Origin of the sequence: Klebsiella pneumoniae subsp. pneumoniae HS11286, from assembly GCF_000240185.1 — a bacterium.
Lineage (GTDB): Bacteria > Pseudomonadota > Gammaproteobacteria > Enterobacterales > Enterobacteriaceae > Klebsiella > Klebsiella pneumoniae.
On sequence record NC_016845.1, the window covers coordinates 3,882,837 to 3,905,062 of the forward strand.

Sequence of the window (22,226 nt, forward strand, 5' to 3'; positions counted from 1 at the left end):
TCCTTAACGGCTCATGTTGATGCCGGAGGCTTTCTGCTCCAGCATGCGTTTGGCTAAATCCACGATCACCGCGGCGGCTTCTACCGGCGGGGTGCCGCCCTGGTGGATATTGGAGATACAGGTTCGGTCGGCCTCGACGGTGGTCGCCACCCGCGGGGAGTACACCGCGTAGCAGGAGAGGCTCTCCGACTGGCCGAGCCCCGGGCGCTCGCCAACCAGCAGGATCACCACCTTCGCGCCGAGGATCTCGCCGATCTGATCTTCAATCTTGACGCGGCCATAGCGCACGAAGAACGGCGTCCCGACCTTCAGACCCGCCTGTTTCAGGCCGGTAAGCAGCGGCGGCAGGATCTCTTCGTAGTTGGCGGTGATGGCATCCGTCGACAGGCCATCGGACACCACCACCTGCACATCCGGATCCATCACGCACTGCGCCTTCAGCGCATCAATCGCTTCCGGACTGAGGCGACGGCCCATATCCGGACGCGTCAGGTAGAGGTTCTTATCGCTAATCTCGGAACGCACTTCCAGCAGCCCCTGCGCTTTCACCCACGCTTCCGGCACCTCTTTGAGCACCGTGTCTTTCGAGCGCGAGTGATCGGCCAGGAAGCGCAGCAGCGCCTGAGTGCGCGGACGCGGGCCGGCGCGGCCGGTGCAAACGCGCGCCGCGGTACTGCGTTTCAGTTCAGTCAGTACTTCGGCGCGGTGCGGATGTTGTACCCCAATCCAGGCTTTCGCTTCCGCTGAGCCCAGGTCCAGCGTGCAGCTTTCCACCACCGCTTCGCTGGCGCAGGCGGCATGGCAGGCCGGAGTCGACGCTGCGGGGGCCTGCGGCTGCGACTGTGGTTGTCCCATTGATGCCATTACGCTGCGTACAATGTCTTCAATCTGTTTTTGATCCATGATGTGTCATCCCCGCGTCATCAGAAGAACAGTGACGGATCGCCCGCCCGTTTGGTCAGGCGACCATTTGCCATAATGCCCATCGTTTCCAGCCAGCGTTCAAACTCCGGCGACGGCCGCAGGCCCAGCAGCTGGCGCACGGTCGCGGTATCGTGGAAGGCGGTGGTCTGGTAGTTGAGCATGATGTCGTCGCCGAGCGGCATGCCCATGATGTAGTTGCAGCCTGCGGTCGCCAGCAGGATCATCAGGTTTTCGTTGAGGTTCTGGTCGGCATCGGCATGGTTGGTATAGCAGCAGTCGCAGCCCATTGAGATGCCGCTCAGCTTGCCCATAAAGTGGTCTTCCAGTCCGGCGCGAATGATTTGCCGGTCGTTATAGAGATACTCCGGCCCGATAAAGCCCACCACGGTGTTGACGAGGAACGGATCGTAGTGCCGCGCCAGGCCATAGTTACGCGCTTCCATGGTCACCTGGTCGGCGCCGAAGTTAGCGCCAGCGGAAAGCGCCGAGCCCTGCCCGGTTTCAAAGTAAAGACAGTTCTCCCCGGCGATGCGGTTAAACTCCGCCCCCACCGCCCGCGCTTCATCGAGCATCGCCAGCTCGACGCCGAACTCTTTAAGCCCTTTTTCACTGCCGCAGATGCTCTGGAAGATAAGCCCCCCCGGCGCGCCGCGGCGGATGGCTTCAATCTGGGTGGTGACGTGCGCCAGCACGCAGCCCTGGGTCGGGATGTTAAACTTGTCGATCACCCCGTACACCGTATCCAGCACCCGGCTCAGGTTCTCCACGTCGTCAGTGACCGGGTTGACGCCAATCACCGCGTCGCCCGCGCCGAAGGAGAGCCCTTCATAGATTTGCGCGGCAATACTCTGCACATCGTCGCGGGTATCGTTCGGCTGCAGGCGGCAGCTAAAGGTCCCCGGCAGACCGATGGTGGTATTGGCTTTTTTGATCACCGGCATTTTTTTACCGCCGTAGATCAGATCGGCGTTGGAGCAGATCTTGGCCACCGCAGCCACCACCTCGGAGGTCAGCCCTTTGCGGACAAAGGCGATATCGTCGCTGGTGACCTCGTCGTTGAGCACGTATTCCCGCAGGTCGCTGATGGTCCAGTGTTTAATCCGCTGATAGGCGGTTTCGTTCACGTCATCCTGGATCAGGCGCGTAACGCAGTCCTCCTCATACGGGATCACCGGGTTATTACGGATATCGGCCACCGTCATATCGGAGAGCACCTGCTTGGCGGCCACGCGCTGCTGCGAACTCTCCGCCGCTACCCCCGCCAGCACATCCCCCGAACGCAGTTCGTTGGCTTTCGCCAGCACCTCTTTTACATCCTTAAACTGATAAACATTGCCGAACAATGTGGTCTTTAGTTTCATAAGTCGTTCCCTCAGGAAGGAAATGCGAGTGATTTCACCGTCACCGGCACAACCGATCCGCCAAAAAGAGGCGTACCAATGTCGATATAGTCTCCCGCCCGGATGCTCACCTCATCGATGACCGCCAGCGGAAGGTGTGGAAGCTGTGGCCGCAGCAGCATGCCCAGCGCTTTGCCAAAATCCTGCTCGGCCACCAGCAGCAGCGGACGGGGATTGGGAAAGCGGGCGACAAACGCCAGCAGGGCGTCAATTACGGTCAGTAAGGTGGCGTAGCGCACCGGAAGTGAAGCGGGAAGCGCCAGCACGTAAGCGTCCGCCTCGGGGGCCAGATCGAGCTGCGTTAGCGCCTGGAGCCAGGCGTTCGGCAGATCGGCGGCATCCTGCGGGATAGCCACCGGCAGATTGCGCAGCGGCAATGGAACCCCCTCCAGCCAGATGGTGCTCCCGGACAGGGACAGCGTATGCGCCCCGGCGCCAATCACCGTGGCGCGCACGGTTTGCGCCGGGAACTGCACGTTCATCTCACGCAGGCGCGGATGCTCGTGCAGGGCCGTGGCCAGCAGCGGCCCGATATCGGAAAAGCAGAAAGGATCGGCGGGCTGATGGCGGTAGCACTCCCCCACTCCGCCGGAAAGGGTAATCACCTCCGGCTGAACACCCGCAGGCAGTACTTCGGTTTGCATCAGCCCCTGCGCCAGCGGTGAGAGGGTGCCCTCGATCACCTCGACGATCAGCGCCGCCATCCGGCGCGCCACCTGCGCCAGCTGCCCGGCGGTCAGCGCCTGGGCGTTAGTGCCGGCGCCAAACAGCGCATCGACAATCCGCTGCCCCGGCGGATGCGCGTGGACCACGCGCCCCTGAGCGTCGGTTTCCAGCAGGCGGCCGCCGACGTTGAGGCAGGCGGTGGCGCTGACGTTTCCGGCGTCAAACAGGGCATAGTTCGAGGTACCGCCGCCAATATCGATATTGAGCACCCGGCACATCCGCTGCCGGGACAGGGTCTGCGCCCCGGCGCCGTGTCCGGCAATGACCGACTCCAGATGCGGCCCGGCGCTGGCGACGACAAAATCGCCTAGCGACTGCGAGAGCGCCATCACCGCCGGGCGGGCATTGCGGGTTTTCGCGCTTTCGCCGGTGATGATGATCGCCCCGGAATCCACCGCTTGTGGAGCGATCCCTGCGGCCCGGTACTGAGCCAGAATCAGCGCCTCAAGCTCGGCCTCTTTCAGTTCTCCCTGTTTATCAACCGGCGTAAAGAAGACCGGGCTTTGCCAGCTAATGTCGCGTTTGATGAATTCGTAGCGCGGCACCTGGGAAACCGCCGCGCGGTTCACCAGCTCGAGGCGCGAGAAGATCACTTGCGTGGTGGTGGTGCCGATATCAATACCGACGCTCAACAGCTGGCGCGTGTTCACGAGTGCGCCTCCGCTTCGTTGTTGGCAGGCGCCGGTACGTTTTCATCTTTTGGCACCAGCAGCATCGCCACGCCAATCGCGGTAACGCCGCCGACCAGCTTGCCGACAATCATCGGAAAGATCATGGCGTTCATATTGGCCGCCGCAAAACCGAGATGGTCGCCGAGGGCGAACGCCGCTGACACCGAGAAGGCGCAGTTGATCACTTTTCCGCGGGTATCCATCTGCTTCATCATGCCGAACATCGGGATATTGTTCGCCAGGGTAGCGACCATGCCGCCGGCAGCCATATTGTTGATTTTTAACAGATTACCAACGCGCATCAGCGGCTTTTCAAACCAGCGGGTCAGCAGGAGCACCATCGGGTAAGCGCCGAGCAGCACGCAGGAGATAGAGCCAATGACTTCGATGGCGCGCATCACCTCGCCGGGCTGGTCGCCAGGCGCCATAAAGATCGGATCGAGCCCCGGGATCAGCTCCCAGCCGAGCAGGAACTTGATCACCGCCGCCGCCAGGCCGATGGTGATCAGCGCCACGAGGAATTTGGCGAAGATCTGGAAGCCGTTGATCATTTTTTCCGGAATAAACTTCAGCCCCAGCGCCACCAGCACGGCGACGATGATCACCGGGATCATATTCATCAGGATCAGCGCGAAGGTAAACTCTACCGGCTGGCCGTTGATCTCCACCCCGGAATACATCGCCACCAGACCGCCGGCGATACAGCCGATGGGAATGGTGACAATGCCCGCCAGCACGCCGAGCGCCAGCCAGCGGCGATCGGCAGGTTCGATAATGCCGAGCGCCACCGGAATGGAGAACACAATGGTCGGACCCATCATAGAGCCGAGGATCAGGCCTGAGTACATCCAGGCCGCCACGTCGCCGCCCGCGAGTTCTTTAGCGAGGAAGAAACCGCCCATGTCGCACGCCAGCAGCGTGCCGGCGAACATCGACGGGTTGGCGCCGAGCATCTCATACAGCGGAATAATCACCGGACCAAGCAGATGAGCCAGCACTGGCGCCAGGGCGGTCATCCCGACCATCGCCAGGCCCAGCGCGCCCATCGCCATAAACCCTTCTTCAAACTGACCGCCGGATCCCTCAATGCTTTTCCCCAGTTTGCCGAGAAAGCGCGCCGAGCCGCCGAACTGCGACAGGATCCTGTCCACGGCGGCAATCAGCATAAAGAACATCATGATGTACATGATGATTTCGTTAATTCCCATAGCCCTTACTCCCTGTCATTTATGATTTGTAGATACTGTGAATACCGGGACATTAGCCGCACTCAGGCGACTTTCCCGGGCCGCGGCGTGAACGCCTTACCCGGGCTACGGCATAGCAGACGGCTGTGATCCTGTAGCCCGGCTAAGCGCAGCACGAGCCGGGAAAGCCACAGCCACACGCCTCCGGGAAAATCGGCATTTATCGCGCCGCCGCGTACAGCTCGATAATCTGCTCCCGGCTGGCGGTGCGTGGATTGGTGCGCAAACAGATGTCCTCCTGCGCCGCTTGCGCCCAGGCGTCGTAGTGCGCGGACGTCGCGCCAGCCTCCGTCAGCCGCATCGTCAGACCGACCTCGGCGATCAGCTCGCGCACGGCGGCGATAGCCTCGCGGTCATCGGTTTTCTTGCCGGTTAACGCCCGGCCGATCTGGCTGAAGCGCGCCCGGCGTACCATGCGGTTAAACTCCATCACCGTTGGCAGCAGCATGGCGTTGGCCAGACCGTGCGGAATATGCAGCGCCGCCCCCGGCTGATGCGCCATGGCATGGCATAGCCCCAGCCCGGCGCTGGAAAACGCCATCCCCGCCATGCAGGAAGCCAGCAGCATATTCTCCCGCGCCGCCAGATCCTGACCGCAGCCCACCGCTTTCGGCAGCGCCTCGCCGATCATGGCTATCGCCCCCATCGCCAGACTGTCGGTAAACGGCGTGGCGTGGCGGGCGCTGTAGGCCTCGACGGCGTGGGTCAGCGCATCAATCCCGGTCATTGCCGTGATATGCGGCGGGACGCCCTCGGTCAGCGCGGCGTCGAGGATCGCCACATCCGGCATCAGCGAGGCATGCGCCAGCACCTGTTTGCGTCCACTCACCGCATCGATAATCACCGTCACATTGGTGGTTTCAGACCCGGTACCAGCGGTGGTCGGCACCGCGATTAGCGGCAGACGTGGACGCAACTCGCTGTGCTCCGTCATCTCCCCCAGCGTCTGCTCAGGATTGGCGACCAGCAGCGCCACCGCCTTCGCCGCATCCAGTACCGATCCACCGCCAAAGGCCACCACGCCGTCGCAGCGCGCGTCCCGCAGCTGGGCGACGGCGGCGCAGACATCGGTGACGCAGGGTTCGCCGGCGGGACAGGGCCAGAGAGTCATAGCAATCCCTTTCATCGCCAGGCTACGCTCCAGCCCGGCGGTCATTCCCGCCTGATGGAGAAAACTGTCAACCATGACAAACAGATGCCTAAGGCCTCGGGACTGCGCTTGCGGACCGCAGGCCGCCAGCGCGCCGACGCCGTGCAGCGTCACCGGCGGAACGTTGAAGCTTTTCATTTGCTGAAGATTCAGCGTATCAAAGGCATGGAACAGCGCCGTCTGCAGTTCAGCTTGCATACATCCCCTCCGCTTTTTCCCTCCCGCTGTTGGCGATTGCCAGCGGGGTCATAAACAGGCTGTGCTGCGGCAAATGCACCGGTAATGCCGGGAAGCGCTGACGAAACAGCTCATGCACACCCGGCTGCATACAGGCGCCGCCTGCCAGCCACAAATCGACAATCCCTTGTCCGGCAATATGTCGGGCGACAATTTCGGCCATCTTCTCGTACACCGGCTTAACCACCGGCCAGATCTCCCCGGCGTGGCTGCGCTTGTACTGCTCCGCCTCCTCAAGCCCGATGCCGCGATTCCCGGCCAGAGTCAGGGAGATATGGTGGCCGCCGGTGGCTTCATCCGCCGAATACGTCACCCTGCCCTGTTTAACGATGGCGATCCCGGTGGTGCCGCCGCCGATATCCACCACCCCGGCGTTATCGAGCTGCAGCAGATCGGCCACCGCGGTAGGCTCATCCAGCACATGACTGATCTCCAGCCCGGCGGACTCCAGGACATTGATCGAAATGCGCGGATCGGTGCCGGGCGGAAACGAGGTCGCCGCATGGGTGAAGCGGCAGCCCAGCTGCTGCTCGAGAGTCGCAAGATGTCGGCGCACGAGGGTGACGGCGCCAAAGAAATCCCAGACGATGCCGTCGAGCACCACGTCGGCCCAGTCAAGGCATACCGCAACCGGCTGGCCGTCACGGTCAACCACCATCGACACCACGTCGCAGGTGCCCAAATCGATGCCCAGCCACAGCGGCGACTCGCTGGCGGCGGGCTCCTGGTTACACAGGGCAGCGGCTTTTTGCAGTCTCGGCGAAAGCCAGCGTTGTTCGTCGTGCGCCATGTTCATCCCTTATACGATTCGAAACGCATCCACCAGCACGCAGCGGCGCAGACGAACGAAGGTCCGCGCGCTGGTCACCCCTTCCCCGGTTGGGGTGGTGATGGTCATGGTGGTCCAGCCCTCGCCACCCAGCCCAAGCCCGGCGATGCACGGCCCGTTTTTGACGAAGATGCTGGTGTCGATGGCGTTCGCCATCTGGTTCATGTTGTCGATATTGCGCGAGTGCATCGCCGCCGTATGGTGGCAGCCGCCTTCCAGTTGCACCGCCAGGGCGATGGCCTCCTCGACGTTCGCCACCCGCACCACCGGCAGCACCGGCATCATCAGTTCAGTCACCGCAAACGGATGGCTGGCGGGGGTTTCCACGAACAGCAGACGGGTTTGCGCCGGCACCTGCAGGCCAATCGCCGCGGCGATTTTGCCCGCATCGCGGCCGACCCAGTCGCGGCTGACCGTGCCTTTGCCGCGCTCGTCGATATTTTTCAGCAGCAGCGGCTGGAGCTGTTCGGCCTGCGCCGCCGTGAGTTTCACCGCCTGCTGGCCTTCCATCAGGCGCATCAGTTCGTCGGCGACGCTATCGACCACGATCAGCACCTTCTCGTCGGCGCAGATAATGTTGTTATCAAACGAGGCGCCTTTGACGATCGCCTGCGCGGCGCGCGGCAGATCGGCGGTCTCATCCACCACCACCGGCGGGTTGCCGGCCCCGGCGGCGATCAGGCGTTTGTTGGTATGTTTGCGCGCCGCCTCGACCACCGCTTCGCCGCCGGTCACCACCAGCAGGCCGATGCCAGGGTACTTAAACAGCCGCTGGGCGGTGTCGATATCCGGGTTCGCCACGGTCACCAGCAGGTTGGCCGGGCCGCCGGCGGCCACTACCGCCTGGTTAAGCAGGGTAATTGCCCTTTGCGAGACCTTTTTCGCCGCCGGATGGGGGGCGAAGACCACGCTGTTGCCGGCGGCTATCAGGCTAATGGCGTTGTTGATCACCGTCGCCGCCGGATTGGTGGACGGCGTCACCGAGGCCACCACGCCCCAGGGCGCATTTTCAATCAGCGTCAGGCCGTTATCGCCGGTGAGCACCTGCGGAGTCAGACACTCCACGCCCGGCGTGCCGCGCGCCTGCGCCACGTTTTTGGCAAACTTATCTTCAACGCGTCCCATGCCGGTCTCCGTCACCGCAAGCTCCGCCAGTTCACGGGCATACTTTTCACCCGCCTCACGAATGGCCTGAATCACCTGCTGACGCATCGCCACCCGCTTTAATCCCTGCTGGGCCACCGTTGCCGCCGCGACAGCGTCATCCAGTGAGGCAAAAACGCCCATATCATGAACGGTGCCGGCAGGCTGGCTGCTGTCTTTCATTTTCAGCAGTACCGCTTTCACTACCTGTTCAATGTCCTGTTGATTCATGATTTTTCACCCTACTTATGGAAGAGCACCTGACCATCGGCCGCGGCCTCATCCACGATACCAATCACGCACAGATCGACCGGAGAGGCGCCGTGTGCGTGCGCCTGTCGCGCCGAGCTGCCGCTGACCAGCAGTACCCACTCTCCGCATCCCGCGCCGATGCTGTCGATGGCGACCGCGCATTGCCCGTCGGGCTCGCCGCGGGCATTGAGCATCTCCACCATCAGCAGTTTGTCGTGGGCCAGACCTTCATGGCGTACGGTGCAGACCACATATCCGGTTACCACAGCCAGCTTCATGTCCGTCTCCGCGTGTGATGTGCAGGCCGGAAAAGCGCAACGCCATCCGGCATTCATGCCTTTTCATGGCCGGATAGCGACGCGCTGGCGTCTTATCCGGCCAGAACTTTCCGGCACCCCCTCCCCCGTTAGATGTTACTGTCGCCCTTGAAGCTAATCGGGAAGACCTCTTCCAGATCGCCATGCGGGCGCGGGATGACATGTACAGAGACCAGCTCACCGATACGCTGAGCCGCCGCCGCCCCGGCATCCGTCGCGGCTTTGCACGCCGCGACATCGCCGCGCACCATGGCGGTCACCAGGCCCCCGCCGATCTGTTTCACTCCCACCAGCTTGACGCGGGCCGCTTTGACCATGGCGTCGGAGGCCTCAATCAGTGCAACCAGGCCCCGGGTTTCAATCATTCCTAATGCTTCCATTGTGTTTTCCTCTCATAAGGGGTCCTGAAGGGGACCATTCATTCAACCAGCGTGGACGAGTCGGGGATCCGGCTTGCGTCCGTCTGGCGCGGTACCGACGCCACCAGCGCCAGTTCGATAATTTCCTCTACGCTACAGCCTCGCGAGAGGTCGTGAAGCGGGGCGGCCAGGCCCTGGATCAGCGGCCCGATGGCGCGATATCCGCCCAGCCGCTGGGCGATTTTGTAGCCGATGTTGCCCGCCTCCAGCGACGGGAAGACCAGCACATTGGCCCGGCCCTGCAGCGGGCTGCCGGGCGCTTTGTGCGCAGCGACGTCCGGTACAAAGGCGGCGTCAAACTGCAGCTCGCCATCGACCATCAGCTGCGGCGCCCGCTGACGCACGATCTCCGTGGCCTGCTGGACGTTAGCCACACAGGGATGCCGGGCGCTGCCGTGTGTCGAGAAGGACAGCATTGCCACCCGCGGCGCTTCGCCAGCGATCGCTTGCCAGGTCTCAGCGCTGGCAATCGCGATATCCGCCAGCTGCGCCGCGGTCGGCTGCGGCACCACGCTGCAGTCGGCAAACCCCAGCGGCTGTCCGGTATACTGCGGCAGCATCAGAAACAGCGAAGAGAGCGTTTTACACCCCGGCTGCAGGCCGATAAGGCGCAGACCAGCGCGCAGCACGCTGGCGGTTGACGAGAGATTTCCGGCGATACACACCTCGGCCTGCCCGGCGCTGACCATCGCCGCGGCGAACATCAGCGGGTCGGCCAGCTTGTCGACCGCGTCAGCGGGCGCTTTATCGCCGGCGCGCGCCTGCCAGGCGGCGGCAAACGTCTCGCGCATCGCCAGGTTGCTGTGCGGATCGATGACCTGCACCCCGGTCAGCGGCAGACGTTCGCCAAGGGCGAACTGCCGCAGCGCGAAGGGGCTGGCGACGAGGATCGGATGCGCCAGGCCCTGCTGCTGCAGATAATGCGCCGCCTTCAACACGCGGACGTCCAGCGCATCCGGGAACACCACCCTGGCGGGGGCGCGCAGCGCCAGTTTGCGACACTGGTCAATGATCATCTTCACCTCCCAGCTGCTGCAGTTGGCTGAGCGCCGGCGGCGCGTCCGTCACGCCCAGGATCATCATCACGTAGACCGCGCTGGAGAGGCGGTTGAGCGCCTGTAGAATATCGGCACGCTGGACCGCAAATTGCGGCGTAATAAACACCTGCGCCGCGGTCACCTCCGCCTCGCGCACTTTGCCGCGCAGCAAATTAAGCAGCGCGACATCGCGCCCATGGCGGGCCTCCGGCACCAGGTGATCGTGACCCAGGTAACGCAGCGGCTGATGGGACAGACGATGCAGCTGCGCCTCGCTGAATCCGGCTATCGACTGCGCCGCCAGCGGTTCCTCCAGCGCATCGGCGCGCATGATGTTGCCCAGCCGCGAACGGATATCCGTCAGCCACGGCTGCCAGGGCTCCGCCAGTTCAATTTGCAGCCACACCGTCAGGGCGATGGTGCTGTCCAGCACCGCGCGGAAGGCCAGCCGCGGATCGTTTTTCGCCACCAGGGTATCGGCCGTCAGATGAGTTAAGGTGTCCGGCTTTTTGCCCACCGGCTGGTGACAAAGCTCGCAGCAGGCCTGGGGCGGATGGTCGCTGCTGGTCAGGACATGCACCGGCTGCGGCGTCTGTTCGTCATCCTCGACAAACAGGCGCCCCTGGCGGTCGAGAAATTTGACCCGCAGATGCCGACTTTCCAGCAGTTCCCTCGCCGAGGGCGTCAGGCGGGCATCGGCAGGAAGATGGATTTCACCGCCTTCGCTGAGCGTATGATTCGCTCTGAGCCACGCTTCGGTAATGAAATCGTTCATAGCGATTGCCAGTTTGCCGGCCAGGCGACGTACAGGAAGCGCACCGTCGACGGGGTACCGAATTCGATGCTGGAGCCTTTCGGGATGAACATGACGTCCCCCGCTTTGGCGACCAGCGTTTCCCCCTGATGGCGCACATGCAGCTCGCCCTCCAGCACCATATCGATTTCGTCGTAGTTCAGCGTCCACGGGAAGAAGGCGTTCTCCCACTGCATAAATCCGGCCGCCATGCTGCTGCCATCCTGGTCAGTCACCAGGTCCGTTAAGCCAACGCAGTGCGGCTGGGCGCCGTCGAAGCGGCCAAACTTCACGCTGCTGCCGTCGATCACTTTGATGCCGCCTTTGCCGGTCACGGAGTCAAATCCCGGCTGCATCGCCTCCTGCTCCAGGGACTGCTTCTCCTTCATCACCTTTTCCATCAGCTGCGCCACCAGGCTTTCGGTAAACTGGCCTTCCGGCAGCTGCGCCAGGATGGTTTCCCGGATCCGCTGGCTTTCCGTTTTGTCGCTGTCCGCCGCTGTCGCCGCCGGCGCGGCGCCATCGTCTTCGGTGATAGTGAATCCCAGCAGCTCGGCGACTTCGCGCGCTTCCGGGGTGATAATGCTGGCGCGCAGAACTACTGACATCGCCTGTTCGCCGCGCGCGTGGGCGGCACGAATATCGTTAGCGGTAATGAGTTTCTTCACCTGGCCCTTCCTCCTTTTGGCTGAGCTCACTCAAGTAATTTTCCAGCGGCGCAACGCTTTGCGGATCGCAACCGTTGAGGGCGAAAACCGGCGCCTGAAACCCCATCCCGTCCAGCAGCTGCCGCACCGCGGCGACATTGGCATCCGGCAGATCCGTTTTGCTGATCGCCACGATAAGGTGCTTTCGGCTGCCAATATCCAGCAACCCGGGTGGCAGGCGACTTTCGGTATCATTGGCCGCATGGACATAAATCAGGGTGTCCACATCCTGCAAGGTGGTAATTAAGGCGTGATACCAGCGCGGATGGCTGAAATATTCCCCGGGTGTATCGATGTCGCCACGATCGTTAAATTCCAGCGCCTGCGTTTTTCTGGCGAGGGAATAATTCCCTTGCAGGGCATTAAATAACGTGGTTTTTCCTGCACCGACGGCGCCGACAATCGCAATACGCTTCATGGTCGCTCTCAATTAACTTTTCGTTAATTCGCACAAGGTATAATTTAATAAGCGGCCTAATCCGCCGATGGTCTGCAGAAGCGCCTCCTCCACCGCGCCGACCGAGCCGTAGATCACCAGCGCGCCGCTAAACCGGTCGAGAAAACCGATGTGCACGTCGGCGGCCTTCATCGCCAGATCGCCGGCGATCATCGCCGTTTCTCCCGGCGTCAGCGTCATAATGCCGATCGCGCCGGATTCGGGTACGCCGATCTTTTTCGCCAGCTCCGCTCCCGGGTGGGCAATCAGATGCGCCAGCGTGACCTGTTTGCCTGGTACGAATTCCTGAATAATGCGTTCTTTATCCATGACTGATTGCCCCCTGAAATCTGTCCTCATGGTGACGACATTTCAGCGCGGCAAATAACAAATTTCGGCAAGTGGGGTTAAAAGGTGAAGTGGATCACTCAGGAGAGAAAATAATATTGCGGTGGAATTAAAAAGGCAGGCTCAGCGTTTTTTACTCACCGGCCTGCCTGATATTGCGCGCGGAAACGGATCCGCGCGTTAACGGGGGAAATAGAAAATTACAGCGGTTCGGTTTGCGCTTCAACAACCGCCAGCGCCACCATATTAACGATCCGACGTACGGAGGCGATCGGCGTCAGGATATGCACCGGCTTCGCCACCCCCATCAGCACCGGCCCGACGGTCACCCCTTCCGAACTGGAGACGCGCAGCAGGTTATAGCTGATCCGGGCGGCTTCCATATTCGGCATCACCAGAATATTGGCCGCCCCCTTCAGCGGGCTGTCCGGCATGCGATCGTTGCGGATGCTTTCCACCAGCGCGGCGTCGCCATGCATTTCGCCATCGATCATCAGCTCCGGGGCGCGGGCCTTCACCAGCTCCAGGGTTTTACGCATTTTGCTGGCTGACGGACAGTCGGCAGAGCCAAAGTTGGAGTGCGACAGCAACGCCACGCGCGGTTCAATACCAAAGCGTCGCACGCTTTCCGCCGCCATCAGGGTGATCTCCGCCAGCTCTTCCGGCGACGGATCGTGATTGACATAGGTATCGGCGATAAAGGTGTTGCCGCTCGGCAGCAGCAGCGCATTCATCGCCCCGGCGGTGCTGACGCCGTCGCGATAGCCAAACAGCGGCTGCACCACGCGGTAGTGATCGTGGTACTCGCCAATAGTCCCGCAGATCATCGCATCCGCTTCACCGCGATGCACCATGATGGCGCCAATCACCGTGGTGTTGCTAATCACCGCCCGCTGCGCCTGCTCCTGGGTAATGCCGCGGCGCTTCATCAGCTGGTAGTACTCGCTCCAGTACTCTTTAAACCGCGGGTCGGATTCATTATTGACGATCTCAAAGTCAACGCCGGCCTTGATCTGCAGGCCCAGCTTCTGGATGCGCATTTCAATCACGCTCGGGCGCCCCACCAGAATCGGTTTGGCCAGTCCCAGAGACACCAGCTCCTGGGTGGCGTGCAGCACCCGAGTCTCCTCCCCTTCCGCCAGCACCACGCGCTTCGGCTCTTTGCGCGCCTGAGAGAAGATAGGCTTCATAAACAGGTTGGTTTTATAGACGAACTCGCTCAGTTTCTCGATATAGGCGTCAAAATCAGCGATCGGGCGCGTCGCCACACCGGAGTCCATCGCCGCCTTCGCCACCGCGGGGGCGATCTTGACGATCAGCCGCGGGTCGAATGGTTTCGGAATGATGTACTCCGGACCAAAGCTTAAATCCTGATCGCCGTAGGCGGAGGCCACCACTTCGCTCTGCTCGGCATGGGCCAGCTCGGCAATCGCATGCACCGCCGCCAGCTTCATCTCTTCGTTGATCGCCGTCGCGCCGACGTCCAGCGCGCCGCGGAAGATGAACGGGAAGCAAAGTACGTTGTTGACCTGGTTAGGGTAGTCGGAGCGGCCGGTACAGATGATGGCGTCATCGCGGACCTGCTTCGCCAGCGGCGGCAGAATTTCCGGCTCCGGGTTGGCCAGGGCGAGGATCAGCGGCGCGCGCGCCATCTTCTTCACCATCTCCTGAGTCAGCACTTTCGGGCCAGAGCAGCCGAGGAAAATGTCGGCGCCGTCGATCACGTCATCGAGGGTGCGTTTGCCATCGTCTTCCACCGCATAGGCGGCTTTGGTTTCCGCCATGTTCGGCTCACGGTCTTTATAGATAACGCCTTTCGAATCGCAGACCACGATGTTGTGCTTTTGCATCCCCAGCGCCACCAGCAGATTCATACAGGCGATCGCCGCCGCGCCCGCGCCAGAGACCACCATCCGCACGTCGGACAGATTCTTCTCGACGACGCGCAGACCGTTGAGGATCGCCGCGGTGCTGATGATCGCCGTGCCGTGCTGATCGTCATGGAAGACCGGGATATTCATCCGCTCGCGCAGCTGCTGCTCGATGTAGAAACACTCCGGCGCTTTAATATCTTCCAGGTTGATACCGCCGAAGGTTGGTTCGAGGGCGGCGACGACGTTAATGAATTTGTCCGGATCCAGCTCATCGACTTCGATATCAAACACATCGATACCGGCAAATTTCTTAAACAGGACGCCTTTGCCCTCCATTACCGGCTTACCGGCCAGCGCGCCGATGTTGCCGAGCCCCAGCACCGCGGTGCCGTTGGAGACGACCGCCACCAGGTTGCCGCGGGCAGTGTATTTGTAGGCGGCCAGCGGATCTTTTTCGATTTCCAGGCAGGGGGCTGCGACGCCCGGCGAGTAGGCCAGCGCCAGATCGCGCTGGGTGGCGAGAGGTTTGGTCGGCGAGACCTGGATTTTTCCGGGAACCGGAAATTCGTGGAAATCGAGGGCGCTCTGTTTTAACTGCTCATCCATTTTCTATTCCTTTCTTTCACGTATCGTTCGTAGGGGAAAAGCGTGATGACCATCCTGTCGTTCACCTTTCAGTGGCAGACAGTATCCCTCCTGGCGGGGCGATAAACTTTGAACACCGCCAAACTCTGGCCATCGTTATGATTTTGTTGTTATCAATTTATAGCGGTTATGTTACCCGGATTCGCCGCCAATAATAGCCCTGTCTGCTATGCTTTTTGGTTATGTACCTCATCAATGTTTATACCGTATACCGGCAAGCACTCATGTAACACCTTGTTCCAGGAGGACTTATCCATGAATCAGTTAGACAGCATCAAGCAGTTCACCACGGTGGTCGCCGACAGCGGAGACATCGAATCCATCCGCCACTACCATCCGGAAGACGCCACCACCAACCCCTCTCTGCTGCTGAAGGCCGCCGGCCTGGCGTCCTATAGCGGCCTCATCGACGACGCTATCGCCTGGGCCAAAAAACAGGGTGGCGGCCGCGAAGCGCAGGTGACTCACGCCTGCGATAAGCTGGCGGTCAATTTTGGCGCGGAGATCCTCAAAAGCATTCCCGGACGGGTCTCCACCGAGGTGGACGCCCGGCTCTCCTTCAACCGCGAGAAAAGTATCGAGAAGGCTCGCCATCTGGTGGCGCTGTATCAGGAGATGGGCATTGATAAGTCGCGGATCCTGATCAAGCTGGCATCCACCTGGGAGGGGATCCGCGCCGCGGAGGTGCTGGAGAAAGAGGGGATCCACTGCAACCTGACGCTGCTGTTTTCCTTCGCCCAGGCCCGGGCCTGCGCCGAGGCCGGGGTTTATCTCATCTCCCCGTTCGTTGGGCGTATTTATGACTGGTATCAGGCGCGCAAACCGCTGGAGCCTTACGTGGTGGAGGAAGATCCGGGGGTGAAATCGGTGCGCAATATCTATGACTATTTCAAACAGCATAAATACAACACCATCGTGATGGGCGCCAGCTTCCGCCGCACCGAGCAGATCCTGGCGCTGGTCGGTTGCGACCGGTTGACCATCGCCCCGCCTTTATTAAAAGAGCTGCAGGCCAGCGATACCCCGGTGGTGCGCAAACTGATCCCTGCCAGCCAGATCCTGCCGCGTCCGGTGCCGCTCAGTGAAGCGGAGTTCCGCTGGGAACATAATCAGGATCCGATGGCGGTCGAAAAGCTAGCGGAGGGGATCCGCCTGTTCGCCGTCGATCAGCGCAAACTGGAAGATCTGCTTGCCGCCAAACTGTCACTTTAGTCTCACGGAGAAAAATATGTCCCGAAGAGAGCTTGCCAACGCCATCCGCGCCCTGAGTATGGACGCCGTGCAGAAAGCCAACTCCGGCCATCCCGGTGCGCCGATGGGGATGGCTGATATTGCCGAAGTGCTGTGGAACGATTTTCTCAAGCACAATCCGCAGAACCCTGACTGGGTGGACCGCGACCGTTTCATCTTGTCCAACGGCCACGCGTCGATGCTGCTCTACAGTCTGCTGCACCTGACCGGCTACGATCTGCCGCTGTCTGAACTGAAGCAGTTCCGTCAGCTGCACTCTAAAACGCCCGGCCACCCGGAGCATGGCTATACCCCTGGGGTGGAAACCACCACCGGTCCGCTGGGCCAGGGGCTGGCGAACGCCGTCGGGATGGCCATCGCCGAACGGACGCTGGCGGCGCAATTTAATCGCCCCGGCCATGAGATCATTGACCATCACACCTGGGTGTTCATGGGCGATGGCTGTTTGATGGAGGGGATCTCCCATGAGGCCTGTTCGCTGGCCGGCACGCTCGGACTGGGCAAGCTGATCGGTTTTTACGATCACAACGGCATCTCCATCGACGGCAAAACCGAAGGCTGGTTTTCCGATGATACGGCGGAACGCTTCCGCGCCTATCACTGGCACGTCATAGGCGATATCGACGGCCACGATCCGCAGGCTATCAAACAGGCGATAACGGAAGCGCAGGCGGTGAAAGATAAACCGTCACTGATTATCTGCCGGACCATCATCGGTTTCGGTTCGCCCAACAAAGCCGGCTCAGAGGAGTCTCACGGGGCGGCGCTTGGCGAAAAAGAGGTAGCGCTGGCCCGCCAGCAGCTTGGCTGGAAATATCCTCCGTTCGAGATCCCGAAAGAGATCTACGCGGGCTGGGATGCGCGTCCGCGCGGGGAAAAAGCGGAGCACGCCTGGAACGAGAAATTCGCCGCCTACCAGCAGCAGTTCCCGGAGCTGGCCGCTGAGCTGACCCGACGTATGAATGGCGCCCTGCCGGAAGACTTTGCCGCGATCGCCCGCGACTACGTGGCGAAACTGCAGGCCGAGCCGGCGAAAATCGCCAGCCGCAAGGCTTCGCAAAACGCGCTGAACGCCTACGGCCCGCACCTCCCGGAACTGCTGGGCGGTTCTGCGGATCTTGCGCCGAGTAACCTGACCATCTGGTCTGGATCGACATCGATTAAAGAAGATCCTGCGGGCAATTATATCCACTACGGCGTGCGCGAGTTTGGCATGACCGCGGTGGCCAACGGCATTGCCCTGCACGGGGGCTTTATTCCTTATACCTCGACCTTCCTGATGTTTGTGGAGTACGCCCGCAACGCCGCGCGCATGGCAGCCCTGATGAAGGCCCGGCAGATCATGGTCTATACCCATGACTCGATCGGTCTTGGGGAAGACGGGCCGACGCACCAGGCGGTGGAACAGCTGGCCAGTCTGCGGCTGACGCCCAACTTCAGCACCTGGCGCCCCTGCGACCAGGTGGAGACCGCCGTCGCCTGGCAGGCGGCTATCGCGCGACAGGGCGGGCCGACGGCGCTGATCCTGTCGCGACAAAACCTGGCGCAGATGCCGCGTACCCCGGAACAGGTGCAGGATATCGCCCGGGGTGGCTACGTGCTTAAGGATGCCGGCGGCAAGCCCGACCTGATCCTCATCGCCACCGGCTCGGAAGTGGAGATCACCGTCCTGGCCGCGGAAAAACTGTTGGCCAAAGGGGTAAATGTGCGGGTCGTCTCGCTCCCTTCCACTGATGTGTTTGACGCCCAGGATGAGGCCTGGCGCGAATCCGTGCTGCCGTCGGACGTCAGCGCCCGGGTGGCGGTCGAAGCCGGGATAGCGGACTACTGGTATAAATATGTCGGCTTAAAAGGCAAGATCGTCGGCATGACCGGCTATGGCGAATCCGCCCCGGCAGAGCAGTTGTTCCCGTTCTTTGGCTTTACGGTCGACCATATCGTCGCCACCGCCGAACAGGTGCTTAACGGGTGATCCACAGCGTGGGCCAGGCATCTGGCCCCTGCCAGTTGTCGCACGTCGGCTGCTGCGCGTAGCGGGAGAGGCTGAACCGCTGGCCGTCAAAACGCCAGCGGGTTTGGATCCCGCAATCGCCGGCCCCGCGGCCTTTATCCAGGGTCACCAGCTCATGGCGGCGGTCATCATAGCTGGCGTTGATCAGCTCAATCTCCCGCGGCGCCTCGCCCGGCGGCTGAAATGGCAACGTTAGCCGCACCTGATGGGCGACATAGGGGCGCTGGCGGGAGACCAGCCAGGCCAGCCAGACGGTGTTGTAGGCGCCGGATTCGCAGCTGGTCATCAGCAGCACTTTGTCATCCGTCAGCGCTGTAACGCGAATTTCGCGGCGGAAGGGATCGAGGGAGCAGTGGCTGTTGGTCATCCGCTCATTACCATAGTCCATCAGATCGTTGAGCTCCTCACGCCCCAGCGGCGACTGCGCCGTTTCCGCGCTCGCCACCGCGCGCAGCGCCGGCGCCGGCGGTACGCTGAGCGGCGGCTCTTCCCCTTTGCCGACCCAGGCCGTTTCGCTACCTACCCGCTTTTGCCGATCGTCGATAAAAACAGAGCCGCTTTCAACCCCTGCAGGGAGATGGTCTGCAGGCCATTGGCCAGCGAGAGCGCTTTACCCTCCTGAACCTGCTGGAGAAACGCATCGATCGTCACGCTGTCGGCGGTTTTAATGAGTTTATCTTCAATGTGCCAGCGCTTGTCGGTCAGGGACAGCGGTTTACCATCCAGCAGCAGGCGCGGCGCTATCGGCGCGAGCGTCGCCACTGGATTGCCGGTGCCGCCCAGCTCGATACGCAGACTGGCGTCAGTGACTGCCCCAGCGCTGCGGCTGAGGGTCATCACCAGGCCATGATGCAGCCCCACGTTACGGGTGACGCAGAAATTTTGGTTGTTACAGGTGACCAGCCAGTCGTTGAAGCGCTGCTGCGTCGGTGCCGACCATGCCTGCGAGCAAGGCAGCACCGCCAGAAAAAGGAAAAAGATGACGCGAAAAAGCATGAACCGCCCGACCCCAGATAAACCCGACCACGGCGCCTATCCTGGACAACGGCAGCGGGTTACTCAATCGGATTTGTCAGAGTTCCCCGACATCAGGCCGGAGGTTTGCAGATATTGCAGCAGAATGACCGCCTTACCGTCGCGGATCTCCCCGTCAGCGACCATCTGCAGCGCCTGGCTAAAAGGCAGCTCCAGCACCTCGATGGCTTCATCATCCACCCCGCCGCCGCTGGTGGTTCGCTGCGCGTCGCTGTACTCGGCGATAAAGAAATGCACTACCTCGGTGACGCCCCCTGGCGACATAAACAGCTCAAACAGCTTTCTCACCTCGCCCACTTCGTAGCCGGTCTCTTCCACCGCCTCTTTACGAATGCAGGCTTCCGGCTCGTCGTTGTCCAGCAGCCCGGCGCAGGTTTCAATCAGCATGCCGTCATGATTGCCATTGACCCAGGTGGCGACACGGAACTGACGCACCAGGACCACCGTCTGCTTATGGCGGTTATACAGCAGCACGGTGGCGCCATTGCCGCGATCGTAGACCTCGCGCTTGTGGCGCACGACGCTGCCGTCCGCCCGCGTCAGCTCATAGGTCATGTTGCGTAGTACGAACCAGTTCTCAGAGAGGATTTTATCTTTAATGACGTGAATATTGAGTGACATACCGACCCCACAGCGTAAAAGGACGCCCTCATACTACGCTGCGGAGCCGGGTTTGTCGTCAGTGAAGCGGCGTCGTTTTCCGCGCCAGATAGTCCAGGATCCCCTGCGCCGCGTGACGGCCTTCCGCCATCGCCGTCACTACAAGGTCTGCGCCGCGCACGGCATCGCCGCCGGCAAAGATCTTCTCCTGACTGGTCTGATAACGGTAACGACTCTCCACTCCGGCTTTAATACGCCCCTGACTGTCCAGCGCCACCCCCGCCGCTTCCAGCCAGGGCATGCGGTGCGGGTGGAAGCCAAAGGCCATGATCACCGCATCTGCCGGCATAACAAACTCGCTGCCGGGGATCGGCGTCGGACGGCGTCTTCCCCCGGCGTCCGGAGCGCCCAGCTCGGTGCGCAAAAAGCGTACCCCGTTAACCCGCCCGTTCTCGTCCAGCTCAAGCGTCACCGGCTGGACGTTAAACTCAAAGAGCGCCCCCTCTTCGCGGGCGTTTTTGACCTCTTTTTTCGAGCCCGGCATGTTGGCTTCATCTCGCCGATAGGCGCAGGTCACCTGGCGGGCGCCGTGGCGCAGCGCGGTGCGCACGCAGTCCATCGCCGTATCGCCGCCGCCCAGCACCACCACGTTCAGCCCGGCGGTGTTGACATAAGGCTCTTGCGCCGATGCCGCCAGCCCCATCACCTGTTTGGTGTTGGCGATGAGGAACGGCAGCGCATCGTAGACCCCGGGGGCCTCTTCGTTCGGCAGCCCCGCCTTCATGGAGCGATAGGTTCCGGCGCCGACGAACACCGCGTCATACTCGGCCAGCAGTGTCGCCATGGAGATATCTTTCCCCACCTCGCAATTGAGCTCAAAGCGGATACCCATCTCGCTGAAGATCGCCCGCCGCCGGGCCAATAGCGATTTATCCAGCTTGAACGCCGGAATGCCGAAGGTCAGCAGACCGCCAATCTCCGGATGACGGTCGAAGACCACCGGCTGGACGCCGTGGCGCACCAGCATATCGGCGCAGGCCAGCCCGGCCGGCCCGGCGCCGATAATCGCCACCCGCTTGCCGCTCGGCTTAACCTGCGAAAGGTCCGGACGCCAGCCGCTGGCCAGCGCCTGGTCGGAAATATAGCGCTCAATATTGCCGATGGTGACTGCCCCGCTTTCATCGCGCAGGGTGCAGGCGCCTTCACACAGCCGGTCCTGGGGACAGACGCGGCCGGTGATCTCCGGCAGGCAGTTGGTCTGATGGGAAAGCGCGACCGCGGCGGCGATATTCCCCGCTTTAACCAGCTCGATCCACTGCGGGATATGGTTATGCAGCGGGCAGGTCCATTCGCAAATACTGTGCTCCCCACACGTGAGACAGCGGGCGGCCTGCTGCTGCGCCTGCTGCGGGGTGAACGGCTGATAGATCTCCTCAAAGTGGCTCTTACGCACCTCCGCCGCCAGCTTATCCGGCTCCCCGCGCGGGGGCGTCATCGCCATTTGCCTGACCTTCGCGCCAGCATTGGGCTGGCTGCAGAGCGGCGTAGCGCGCTGCCACGGCTGCACCTCCTGGCATGCCGAGCGCAGTCGCCGCTGCTTCGCCAGGGTGATCAACGTCTCATCGTCGGCGAGAGTCAGCGCCTGCGCGGGACAGTTTTCCACACAGGCCGGCCCCGCCTCGCGGCCCTGGCATAGATCGCACTTGTGCGCGCTGGCTTTCACCAGGCCTGCGGCCTGCGGCGTCACCACCACCTGCATCACCCCGAACGGGCAGGCCACCATGCAGGATTTACAGCCAATGCATTTCTCCTGACGGACCTGAACGCTGTCGCCGGACTGGGCGATGGCGTCGTTGGGACAACTGCGGACGCAGGGGGCGTCCTCGCAGTGGCGGCAGGTGATGGCGTTACGCTGGCCCTCCGCTTTGATCACGGTGATACGTGGCAAAAAGCGCTGCGGGGTCAGCACGTGTTGCTCCTCGTTATGCGCCATCACGCAGGCCACTTCGCAGGCCTGGCAGCCGATGCACTTTCGGCTATCGCTCAAAATAAAGTGGTTCATGGCTTCCTTTTGTCTTCTTGGTGAATAACCCCTCAATGCGCATGCCTATTTATTACCCGACAAGATGACGCCGGAACAATGTCCAATTGCCCAGGATGAACTTTTTCTGGAG

21 protein-coding genes are annotated in these 22,226 nt (G+C 61.8%); 2 read left to right on the forward strand and 19 right to left on the reverse strand.

Annotated elements, in window-relative coordinates; translation table 11 throughout:
* Positions 1–3: 3 nt before the first annotated feature.
* The 15 genes from KPHS_38530 to KPHS_38670 form a co-directional block, all read right to left on the reverse strand.
* Entirely contained in the window at positions 4–903 is a 900-nt protein-coding gene (locus KPHS_38530) for an ethanolamine ammonia-lyase small subunit (RefSeq protein ID YP_005228153.1), read from the reverse strand.
* A gap of 20 nt (positions 904–923) precedes the next feature.
* Positions 924–2,285, reverse strand: a complete 1,362-nt coding sequence (locus tag KPHS_38540; RefSeq protein YP_005228154.1) for an ethanolamine ammonia-lyase, heavy chain — start codon at positions 2,283–2,285, stop codon at positions 924–926.
* 11 nt (positions 2,286–2,296) lie between these two features.
* Positions 2,297–3,700 carry a reactivating factor for ethanolamine ammonia lyase gene (locus KPHS_38550; RefSeq protein ID YP_005228155.1) on the reverse strand — a complete coding sequence of 468 codons (1,404 nt, stop codon included), beginning with the start codon at positions 3,698–3,700 and terminating at the stop codon, positions 2,297–2,299.
* Entirely contained in the window at positions 3,697–4,929 is a 1,233-nt protein-coding gene (locus tag KPHS_38560) for an ethanolamine utilization, putative transport protein (protein YP_005228156.1), read from the reverse strand. The genes KPHS_38550 and KPHS_38560 overlap by 4 nt, the downstream gene beginning before the upstream one ends.
* A 199-nt stretch (positions 4,930–5,128) precedes the next feature.
* Positions 5,129–6,316: an ethanolamine utilization enzyme gene (locus tag KPHS_38570; protein YP_005228157.1), complete on the reverse strand. Its 1,188-nt coding sequence runs from the start codon at positions 6,314–6,316 to the stop codon at positions 5,129–5,131.
* Complete coding sequence (locus KPHS_38580; RefSeq protein ID YP_005228158.1) at positions 6,306–7,145, reverse strand: ethanolamine utilization protein; 840 nt, start codon at positions 7,143–7,145, stop codon at positions 6,306–6,308. Before KPHS_38580 ends, KPHS_38570 begins: the two co-directional genes overlap by 11 nt.
* Before the next feature lie 9 nt (positions 7,146–7,154).
* The gene (locus tag KPHS_38590; RefSeq protein YP_005228159.1) at positions 7,155–8,558 is read right to left on the reverse strand and encodes an ethanolamine utilization protein; all 1,404 of its coding nucleotides are present in this window, start codon (positions 8,556–8,558) and stop codon (positions 7,155–7,157) included.
* 11 nt (positions 8,559–8,569) lie between these two features.
* The gene (locus tag KPHS_38600) at positions 8,570–8,857 is read right to left on the reverse strand and encodes a detox protein (RefSeq protein YP_005228160.1); all 288 of its coding nucleotides are present in this window, start codon (positions 8,855–8,857) and stop codon (positions 8,570–8,572) included.
* 128 nt (positions 8,858–8,985) lie between these two features.
* Positions 8,986–9,276, reverse strand: coding sequence for a detox protein (locus KPHS_38610; RefSeq protein ID YP_005228161.1), 291 nt, complete (start codon positions 9,274–9,276; stop codon positions 8,986–8,988).
* Positions 9,277–9,314: 38 nt separating this feature from the next.
* A complete protein-coding gene (locus KPHS_38620; protein ID YP_005228162.1) occupies positions 9,315–10,331 on the reverse strand; it encodes a phosphotransacetylase in 1,017 nt (338 codons plus the stop codon).
* Positions 10,321–11,127 (reverse strand): putative cobalamin adenosyltransferase in ethanolamine utilization, encoded by an 807-nt coding sequence (locus KPHS_38630; protein YP_005228163.1) that lies wholly within the window; start codon positions 11,125–11,127, stop codon positions 10,321–10,323. The genes KPHS_38620 and KPHS_38630 overlap by 11 nt, the downstream gene beginning before the upstream one ends.
* Positions 11,124–11,813 carry a putative regulator of ethanolamine utilization gene (locus KPHS_38640; RefSeq protein ID YP_005228164.1) on the reverse strand — a complete coding sequence of 230 codons (690 nt, stop codon included), beginning with the start codon at positions 11,811–11,813 and terminating at the stop codon, positions 11,124–11,126. The genes KPHS_38630 and KPHS_38640 overlap by 4 nt, the downstream gene beginning before the upstream one ends.
* Entirely contained in the window at positions 11,791–12,270 is a 480-nt protein-coding gene (locus tag KPHS_38650) for a putative ethanolamine utilization protein (RefSeq protein YP_005228165.1), read from the reverse strand. Before KPHS_38650 ends, KPHS_38640 begins: the two co-directional genes overlap by 23 nt.
* A 12-nt stretch (positions 12,271–12,282) precedes the next feature.
* Positions 12,283–12,618: a putative carboxysome structural protein in ethanol utilization gene (locus KPHS_38660; protein YP_005228166.1), complete on the reverse strand. Its 336-nt coding sequence runs from the start codon at positions 12,616–12,618 to the stop codon at positions 12,283–12,285.
* A gap of 218 nt (positions 12,619–12,836) precedes the next feature.
* Positions 12,837–15,116 (reverse strand): malic enzyme, encoded by a 2,280-nt coding sequence (locus tag KPHS_38670; protein YP_005228167.1) that lies wholly within the window; start codon positions 15,114–15,116, stop codon positions 12,837–12,839.
* Between the two features lie 294 nt (positions 15,117–15,410).
* On the opposite strand from KPHS_38670, the gene KPHS_38680 reads away from it, so the two are divergent.
* Together KPHS_38680 and KPHS_38690 are read left to right on the forward strand one after the other, a co-directional pair.
* Complete coding sequence (locus KPHS_38680) at positions 15,411–16,367, forward strand: transaldolase A (RefSeq protein YP_005228168.1); 957 nt, start codon at positions 15,411–15,413, stop codon at positions 16,365–16,367.
* 16 nt (positions 16,368–16,383) lie between these two features.
* Entirely contained in the window at positions 16,384–18,378 is a 1,995-nt protein-coding gene (locus KPHS_38690) for a transketolase (RefSeq protein YP_005228169.1), read from the forward strand.
* On the opposite strand, the gene KPHS_38700 is transcribed toward KPHS_38690, so the two are convergent.
* From KPHS_38700 to KPHS_38730, 4 genes are all read right to left on the reverse strand, one after another.
* A complete protein-coding gene (locus tag KPHS_38700; protein ID YP_005228170.1) occupies positions 18,368–18,862 on the reverse strand; it encodes a DUF1176 domain-containing protein in 495 nt (164 codons plus the stop codon). The two genes, KPHS_38690 and KPHS_38700, sit on opposite strands and share 11 nt — an antisense overlap.
* Before the next feature lie 74 nt (positions 18,863–18,936).
* On the reverse strand, positions 18,937–19,413 hold the full coding sequence (locus KPHS_38710; RefSeq protein ID YP_005228171.1) for a DUF1176 domain-containing protein: 477 nt from the start codon (positions 19,411–19,413) through the stop codon (positions 18,937–18,939).
* Positions 19,414–19,476: 63 nt separating this feature from the next.
* Positions 19,477–20,073 carry a MutT-like protein gene (locus KPHS_38720; protein ID YP_005228172.1) on the reverse strand — a complete coding sequence of 199 codons (597 nt, stop codon included), beginning with the start codon at positions 20,071–20,073 and terminating at the stop codon, positions 19,477–19,479.
* A gap of 58 nt (positions 20,074–20,131) precedes the next feature.
* Positions 20,132–22,114, reverse strand: a complete 1,983-nt coding sequence (locus KPHS_38730; RefSeq protein YP_005228173.1) for a glutamate synthase subunit small chain — start codon at positions 22,112–22,114, stop codon at positions 20,132–20,134.
* Positions 22,115–22,226: the final 112 nt, after the last annotated feature.

What these genes read in the sequence shown, in the direction of transcription:
- KPHS_38530 (YP_005228153.1), bottom strand. Translation starts at nt 903, where the DNA reads ATGGATCAAAAACAGATTGAAGACATTGTACGCAGCGTAATGGCATCA.
- KPHS_38540 (YP_005228154.1), bottom strand. Translation starts at nt 2,285, where the DNA reads ATGAAACTAAAGACCACATTGTTCGGCAATGTTTATCAGTTTAAGGAT.
- KPHS_38560 (YP_005228156.1), bottom strand. Translation starts at nt 4,929, where the DNA reads ATGGGAATTAACGAAATCATCATGTACATCATGATGTTCTTTATGCTG.
- KPHS_38570 (YP_005228157.1), bottom strand. Translation starts at nt 6,316, where the DNA reads ATGCAAGCTGAACTGCAGACGGCGCTGTTCCATGCCTTTGATACGCTG.
- KPHS_38580 (YP_005228158.1), bottom strand. Translation starts at nt 7,145, where the DNA reads ATGGCGCACGACGAACAACGCTGGCTTTCGCCGAGACTGCAAAAAGCC.
- KPHS_38590 (YP_005228159.1), bottom strand. Translation starts at nt 8,558, where the DNA reads ATGAATCAACAGGACATTGAACAGGTAGTGAAAGCGGTACTGCTGAAA.
- KPHS_38600 (YP_005228160.1), bottom strand. Translation starts at nt 8,857, where the DNA reads ATGAAGCTGGCTGTGGTAACCGGATATGTGGTCTGCACCGTACGCCAT.
- KPHS_38610 (YP_005228161.1), bottom strand. Translation starts at nt 9,276, where the DNA reads ATGGAAGCATTAGGAATGATTGAAACCCGGGGCCTGGTTGCACTGATT.
- KPHS_38620 (YP_005228162.1), bottom strand. Translation starts at nt 10,331, where the DNA reads ATGATCATTGACCAGTGTCGCAAACTGGCGCTGCGCGCCCCCGCCAGG.
- KPHS_38630 (YP_005228163.1), bottom strand. Translation starts at nt 11,127, where the DNA reads ATGAACGATTTCATTACCGAAGCGTGGCTCAGAGCGAATCATACGCTC.
- KPHS_38650 (YP_005228165.1), bottom strand. Translation starts at nt 12,270, where the DNA reads ATGAAGCGTATTGCGATTGTCGGCGCCGTCGGTGCAGGAAAAACCACG.
- KPHS_38660 (YP_005228166.1), bottom strand. Translation starts at nt 12,618, where the DNA reads ATGGATAAAGAACGCATTATTCAGGAATTCGTACCAGGCAAACAGGTC.
- KPHS_38670 (YP_005228167.1), bottom strand. Translation starts at nt 15,116, where the DNA reads ATGGATGAGCAGTTAAAACAGAGCGCCCTCGATTTCCACGAATTTCCG.
- KPHS_38680 (YP_005228168.1), top strand. Translation starts at nt 15,411, where the DNA reads ATGAATCAGTTAGACAGCATCAAGCAGTTCACCACGGTGGTCGCCGAC.
- KPHS_38690 (YP_005228169.1), top strand. Translation starts at nt 16,384, where the DNA reads ATGTCCCGAAGAGAGCTTGCCAACGCCATCCGCGCCCTGAGTATGGAC.
- KPHS_38710 (YP_005228171.1), bottom strand. Translation starts at nt 19,413, where the DNA reads ATGCTTTTTCGCGTCATCTTTTTCCTTTTTCTGGCGGTGCTGCCTTGC.
- KPHS_38720 (YP_005228172.1), bottom strand. Translation starts at nt 20,073, where the DNA reads ATGTCACTCAATATTCACGTCATTAAAGATAAAATCCTCTCTGAGAAC.
- KPHS_38730 (YP_005228173.1), bottom strand. Translation starts at nt 22,114, where the DNA reads ATGAACCACTTTATTTTGAGCGATAGCCGAAAGTGCATCGGCTGCCAG.